At 54.5% G+C, this 6,956-nt stretch carries 4 protein-coding genes; all 4 read right to left on the minus strand.

Going from position 1 to position 6,956, the window contains the following annotated elements; all coding sequences use genetic code 11:
* Window positions 1-112: 112 nt before the first annotated feature.
* From narI to E0D98_RS03955, 4 genes are read right to left on the minus strand one after another with little or no spacing between them, the layout of a single operon-like run.
* A complete protein-coding gene (gene narI, locus E0D98_RS03940; RefSeq protein ID WP_001160110.1) occupies window positions 113-790 on the minus strand; it encodes a respiratory nitrate reductase subunit gamma in 678 nt (225 codons plus the stop codon).
* Complete coding sequence (narJ, locus tag E0D98_RS03945) at window positions 790-1,500, minus strand: nitrate reductase molybdenum cofactor assembly chaperone (RefSeq protein WP_000571699.1); 711 nt, start codon at window positions 1,498-1,500, stop codon at window positions 790-792. The genes narI and narJ overlap by 1 nt, the downstream gene beginning before the upstream one ends.
* Window positions 1,497-3,035 carry a nitrate reductase subunit beta gene (narH, locus tag E0D98_RS03950; RefSeq protein ID WP_000702645.1) on the minus strand — a complete coding sequence of 513 codons (1,539 nt, stop codon included), beginning with the start codon at window positions 3,033-3,035 and terminating at the stop codon, window positions 1,497-1,499. Before narH ends, narJ begins: the two co-directional genes overlap by 4 nt.
* Complete coding sequence (locus E0D98_RS03955; protein WP_096855842.1) at window positions 3,032-6,775, minus strand: nitrate reductase subunit alpha; 3,744 nt, start codon at window positions 6,773-6,775, stop codon at window positions 3,032-3,034. Before E0D98_RS03955 ends, narH begins: the two co-directional genes overlap by 4 nt.
* Window positions 6,776-6,956: the final 181 nt, after the last annotated feature.

Raw genomic sequence — 6,956 nt, forward strand, 5'->3', positions numbered from 1 at the left:
TACAATATCCTCCCCTGTAGGTCGGATAAGCGAAGCGCATCCGACAACTCACCCCGCACCGTGCCCATAAAAAAACCCCGCCGAAGCAGGGTCTATGTGAACTAAAATTCGCTTAGTGACGAGCGCGCACCAGCTGGTACTTACGTGTCAGATACTCCACCGGTACGCTCCAGATGTGTACCAGACGCGAGAACGGGAACAGCAGGAATAACGTCATCCCCAGCACCAGGTGCAGACGGAAGATAAACGCCACACCATCGAGGTGTTGAGAAGCGCCACCGTGGAAGGTCACCACCGACTGCGCCCAGCCAACCAGTTTCATCATCTCGCTACCGTCCATATGCTGAGCGGAGAACGGAATGGTCAACAGGCCCAGCGCGCACTGGATAACGAGCAGCGACAGGATCAGGATATCCGCTCCGGTAGTGGTTGCACGCACGCGTGGGCTGAACAGACGACGCTTCAGCAACAGCACGCCGCCAATCAGACACAGCACGCCGCTGGCACCACCAGCAAACATCGCCATTTTCTGTTTCACTTCAATCGGCAGCCAGGCTTCATACATCCAGTGCGGCGTCAGCATACCGAAGAAGTGACCAACAAAAATCCCCAGAATACCGATATGGAACAGGTTCGACGCCAGGTTCATCCCTTTGCGATCCAGCATCTGGCTGGACGCCGCGCGCCAGGTGTACTGCCCGTAGTCATAACGCAGCCAGCTACCAATCAGGAAGACCGCCCCGGCTATGTACGGGTAGATATCAAAGAAGAACATATTCAGGAATTGCATTAGTGCTGTCCTCCGGTGGTGATATTCAGATATTGCGGCGCGACGGCACCGGCAAAGCGACGCTGATGAGCAGTGATTGCTGAATCACCGCAGCCTTTGTCAGCAAAGAATTTAACCTGCTCTTCTTCCCAGACAGCATCCAGCGCCTGCGGCGTATCATCGCGCGCTTCGTCGGCAATTTTTTCCGCCACTTTGTCGCTGTCGATAGCGGTATTGGCCAATTTCAGCAGCAGATCAAACATCACGGCATAACGGCTTTCACGCTGTTGCAGACGCGCGCTCAGCAATGCCAGAATCGGCGCGATATCTTTCAAACCTTCCACGGCTTCGCTTTGCGGCAGCTGCGACAGGTACTCCAGATACAGCGGCAGATGGTCCGGTAATTCGCGGCTGTTTAACTGCAAGCCGTGCTGCTCGTACTGCGCCAGCAGGTCCACCATCGCCTGGCCGCGGTCACGGGATTCACCGTGAACATGTTCAAATAGCAACAGTGACGTGGCGCGGCCACGGTCGAACAGTTCGCTGTACTGGGCCTGGGCATCGAGCGGATCCATCGCCGTTAAATCGCGCAGGAAAATGCCCAGCGCATGGGCATCTTCTTTCGACAGATTTTTCGACGCAGCAATCGCCTCAAACATCTCTTGTTGATGCTGCCATAAGGCAGCATCCGGATATTCAAGGAGACGCGATACAATCACGAGTTCGATCATGGATGCGGCTCCGTTTTGCTGGTCACATCGATGGCATCGATACGACGGCTGTTGAACAGATTGAATTTGGTATCTGAACCGTGGCAGCCATCACCAAAGGTAAAGCCGCAGCCATTTTTCTCCGGGAAGGCTTCCCGTGCCAGTTCACGATGACTACTCGGCACCACAAAGCGATCTTCGTAGTTAGCAATCGCCAGATAACGGTACATCTCCTGTGCCTGGGCTTCGGTCAGACCGACCTCTTCCAGCGCACGGGTATCAACTTTACCGTCAACGGTTTCAGCACGTTTGTAATGACGCATCGCCAGCATACGTTTCAGTGCGCGCAGTACCGGTTTGGTATCACCGGCGGTCAGCAGATTCGCCAGATACTGTACCGGAATACGCAAGCTTTCGACGTCTGGCAGAATGCCGTTGCTACCCAGCTCACCCGCGTCTGCTGCAGACTGAATCGGAGACAGAGGCGGCACGTACCAGACCATCGGCAGTGTGCGATATTCTGGATGCAGCGGCAGCGCCAGTTTCCATTCCATTGCCATTTTATAAACCGGCGACTGCTGTGCGGCTTCAATAACGCTCAGTGGAATACCGTCTTTAATCGCCTGCTCGATGACTTTCGGATCGTTCGGATCGAGGAACACCTCCAGCTGACGCTGGTAAAGATCTTTCTCGTTCTCGGTGCTGGCTGCACGTTCAATCGCGTCGGCATCGTACAGCAGCACGCCAAGATAACGGATACGACCGACACAGGTTTCTGAGCACACGGTCGGCTGACCCGCTTCAATACGCGGATAGCAGAAGATGCACTTCTCAGACTTACCGCTCTTCCAGTTGAAGTAGATTTTTTTGTACGGGCATCCGGTGATGCACATACGCCAGCCACGGCATTTATCCTGGTCGATCAGGACGATGCCATCTTCTTCACGCTTGTAAATCGCACCGCTCGGGCAGGTCGCCACACATGCCGGGTTCAGGCAGTGTTCGCACAGGCGCGGCAAATACATCATAAAGGTGTTTTCGAACTGGCTATACATCGCCTTCTGGATGTTGTCGAAGTTCTTGTCTTTCGCCAGTTTGTCAAACTCACCACCCAGGTCATCTTCCCAGTTCGGCCCTTTTTCGATTTTCGCCATCCGTTCCCCGCTAATCAGCGAACGCGGACGGGCAATCGGCTGCGATTTGCTGCCTTCCGGCGCGGTATGCAGGTTCTGATAGTCAAAATCGAACGGCTCGTAATAATCGTCGATCCCCGGCAGATGCGGGTTAGCGAAGATTTTACCCAGCAACATGGCACGGTTACCCATGCGCGGCTGCAGTTTGCCGTTGATTTTACGGATCCAGCCGCCTTTGTATTTTTCCTGGTTTTCCCAGTCAGTCGGGAAGCCCTGACCCGGCTTGGTTTCCACGTTGTTGAACCACGCGTATTCCACGCCTTCACGGCTGGTCCAGACGTTTTTACAGGTAACTGAACAGGTGTGACAGCCGATGCACTTATCGAGATTCAGCACCATGCCGACTTGTGAACGAATTTTCATTTTACGCTCTCCTGTACCTGGTCATTGCCTTCGCCATCTAACCAGTCAATGTTCTTCATCTTACGCACTACAACAAACTCATCGCGGTTAGAACCTACGGTGCCGTAGTAGTTAAAGCCGTATGCCAGATGGGCATAGCCGCCGATCATATGCGTCGGTTTCGGCGTGATACGGGTGACCGAGTTATGGATACCACCACGCTGTTGGGTAATTTCCGAACCAGGCAGGTTAACGATACGTTCCTGCGCGTGGTACATCATGGTCATCCCTGCCGGAACACGCTGGCTGACAACCGCACGGGCAGTCAGAGTACCGTTGCTGTTGAAGACTTCAATCCAGTCGTTATCGGCGATACCCAGATCTTTGGCATCGGCTTCACTCAACCAGACCACCGGACCACCGCGACCTAAAGTCAGCATCAGCAGGTTGTCGCTGTAGGTGGAGTGGATACCCCACTTCTGGTGCGGCGTCAGGAAGTTGAGCGCTTTTTCCGGGTTGCCATTGGATTTCTGGCCCATCACTTCTTTCACCGAACGGGTGTCGATCGGCGGACGATAAACCAGCAGGCTTTCACCGAAATCACGCATCCATTGGTGATCCTGATACAGCTGCTGACGGCCAGAGAGCGTACGCCACGGGATCAGCTCGTGAACGTTGGTGTAACCGGCGTTGTAAGAAACGTGTTCATCTTCAAGGCCAGACCAGGTCGGGCTGGAGATGATTTTGCGCGGCTGTGCCTGAATATCGCGGAAGCGAATCTTCTCGTCTTCTTTATTCAGCGCCAGATGCGTATGGTCACGACCGGTAAACTCGCTCAGGGCAGCCCAGGCTTTCACGGCTACCTGACCGTTGGTTTCCGGTGCCAGCGTCAGGATCATCTCTGCCGCATCAATTGCGGTGTTCAGCATCGGCTGGCCTTTCGCCGGACCTTCCGCTTTGGTGTAGTTGAGCTTACGCAGCAGATCCATCTCGCTCTGGGTGTTCCAGGCAATCCCTTTACCGCCATTACCGATTTTCTCCATCAGCGGGCCGATAGAGGTAAAGCGTTCGTAAGTCGCCGGATAATCGCGCTCTACGACCATAATGTGTGGCGCGGTTTTACCAGGGATCAGGTCGCACTCGCCTTTTTTCCAGTCTTTCACATCCAGCGGCTGCGCCAGTTCAGCGGCAGAGTCGTGCTGGATAGGCAGCGTGACGATGTCGGTTTCTTTACCCAGATGGCCGACGCACACTTCGGAGAATTTCTTCGCGATGGCTTTGTAGATTTCCCAGTCGCTTTTCGCTTCCCAGGCCGGATCGACCGCCGCAGACAGCGGGTGAATAAACGGATGCATATCCGAAGTATTCATGTCGTCTTTTTCGTACCAGGTCGCCGTCGGCAAAATGATGTCGGAATAGAGACAGGTGCTCGACAGACGGAAGTCCAGCGTAACCACCAGATCCAGCTTGCCTTCCAGACCATTGTCCTGCCAGTCCACTTCTTCCGGCTTCACGCCGCCCTGTTGCCCCAGATCTTTACCCTGGATACCGTGCTCCGTCCCCAGCAGGTACTTGAGCATAAACTCATGACCTTTACCGGAAGAACCGAGCAGGTTAGAACGCCAGATGAACAGGTTGCGCGGGTGGTTTTTACCGTTTTCTGGTTGTTCTGCCGCAAAACGGATGGAACCCTCTTTCAGGGATTTCACCGTATAGTCCACCGGATTCATCCCGGCTTTTTCCGCTTCGCCAGCGATAGTCAGCGGGTTAGTGCCTAACTGCGGTGCAGACGGCAGCCAGCCCATGCGTTCCGCACGGACGTTAAAGTCGATCAAGTGTCCGGTATAGCGGGATTTGTCCGCCATCGGTGACAGCAACTCTTCCGCCGTGACGGTTTCATAACGCCACTGGCTGGAGTGGTTATAGAAATAAGAAGTGCTGTTCATGTGACGCGCCGGACGCTGCCAGTCAAGGGCAAACGCCAGCGGCTGCCAGCCGGTTTGCGGACGCAGTTTTTCCTGACCTACATAGTGCGCCCAGCCGCCCCCGCTCTGACCGACACAGCCGCAGAAAATCAGCATGTTGATCAGACCACGATAGTTCATATCGAGGTGATACCAGTGGTTCAGCCCCGCACCGACGATAATCATCGAACGACCGTGCGTTTTATCAGCGTTATCGGCAAATTCACGGGCGATGCGAATAATCTGGCTGCGAGAAACGCCGGTAATCTGCTCGGCCCAGGCCGGGGTATAAGCTTTCACATCGTCATAGCTGGTTGCACAGTTAACGTCGTTCAGGCCACGTTCCAGACCGTAGTTTGCCAGCGTCAGATCATAAACGGTGGTCACCAGGGCGGTGCTGCCATCAGCCAGTTGCAGGCGTTTCACCGGCAGTTTGTGCAGCAGCACGTTTTCCAGTTCCACTTTGTTGAAGTGTTCCGTGCCGTCGCCACCAAAGTACGGGAAGCCTACCTCAGCGATCTCATCCTGGCTACCCAGCAGGCTCAGTTGCAGCTCGGTTTCTTCGCCAGTTTTGCCGTCGCGCTGTTCAAGATTCCATTTGCCCTTCTCGCCCCAGCGGAAGCCAATAGAACCGTTCGGCGCAACCATTTCGCCATTGGTATTAAAGGCGACAGTTTTCCATTCCGGATTGTTTTCCTGGCCCAGCGCATCAACCAGATCAGCAGCGCGCAGCATACGACCTGCAGCGTAGTAACCGTCGCGTTCTTCCAGCATCACCAGCATCGGCATGTCGGTGTAGCGACGCACATAGTCGGTGAAATACTGGCTTGGGTTGTCGAGGTGGAATTCACGCAGCATTACGTGGCCCATCGCCAGCGCCATTGCCGCATCGGTGCCCTGTTTCGGTGCCAGCCACAGATCGCACAGTTTGGCGATTTCAGCGTAGTCTGGTGTGACGGCAACAGTTTTGGTCCCTTTGTAACGCACTTCAGTAAAGAAGTGAGCATCCGGGGTACGCGTCTGCGGCACGTTTGACCCCCAGGCGATGATGTAGCTGGAGTTGTACCAGTCAGCAGATTCCGGTACGTCAGTTTGCTCGCCCCAGGTTTGCGGAGACGCAGGAGGCAAGTCGCAGTACCAGTCGTAGAAGCTTAAGCAAGTACCGCCAATCAGCGAGAGATAGCGTGCACCCGATGCGTAAGAAACCATCGACATTGCCGGAATTGGCGAGAAACCAGCAACACGGTCCGGGCCGTAGTTTTTGATGGTGTAAACGTTAGATGCGGCGATCAGTTCGTTCACCTCCTGCCAGGAAGAACGAACAAATCCACCGCGTCCACGCGCCTGCTTAAAGCTTTTCGCTTTATCGGCGTCTTCAATGATAGAAGCCCATGCCTCAACCGGATCGCTATGCAGCGCCTTCGCTTCACGCCACATTTTCATCAGGCGTTTGCGCATCATCGGGTATTTCAGGCGGTTGGCACTGTAAAGATACCAGGAGTAGCTGGCACCGCGCGGGCAGCCGCGAGGTTCATGGTTTGGCAGATCCGGACGGGTACGCGGATAGTCAGTCTGCTGGGTTTCCCAGGTGACCAGACCGTTTTTGACGTAGATTTTCCAGCTGCAGGAGCCGGTGCAGTTTACCCCGTGGGTAGAGCGGACGATTTTGTCATGCTGCCAACGCTGGCGATATCCATCCTCCCAGTCACGGTTGGTATTGAGAAGCTGGCCATGCCCATCGGCAAAGGTTTCACCCTTCTGTTTGAAGTAGCGAAACCGGTCCAGGAATTTACTCATCGGTTTTCTCCTGTGGGAGCCTGTCGGCCCTCTGATAAATCGACATTGCTAATGTTTAAGGGCAAGGTAACGCTCTGAAACAGCGTGGGAATTGATAACGATCAAGAGTGATGGGGATGAAAAATAAAGTAAATTCCTAAGATACCCCTTTAGGATAATTAACAGACACCACATAACATAC

It is taken from the genome of Escherichia sp. KCJ4928 (assembly GCF_004352695.1).
Classification (GTDB): domain Bacteria; phylum Pseudomonadota; class Gammaproteobacteria; order Enterobacterales; family Enterobacteriaceae; genus ECMA0423.

What these genes read in the sequence shown, in the direction of transcription:
- narH (WP_000702645.1), bottom strand. Translation starts at nt 3,035, where the DNA reads ATGAAAATTCGTTCACAAGTCGGCATGGTGCTGAATCTCGATAAGTGC.
- E0D98_RS03955 (WP_096855842.1), bottom strand. Translation starts at nt 6,775, where the DNA reads ATGAGTAAATTCCTGGACCGGTTTCGCTACTTCAAACAGAAGGGTGAA.
- narI (WP_001160110.1), bottom strand. Translation starts at nt 790, where the DNA reads ATGCAATTCCTGAATATGTTCTTCTTTGATATCTACCCGTACATAGCC.
- narJ (WP_000571699.1), bottom strand. Translation starts at nt 1,500, where the DNA reads ATGATCGAACTCGTGATTGTATCGCGTCTCCTTGAATATCCGGATGCT.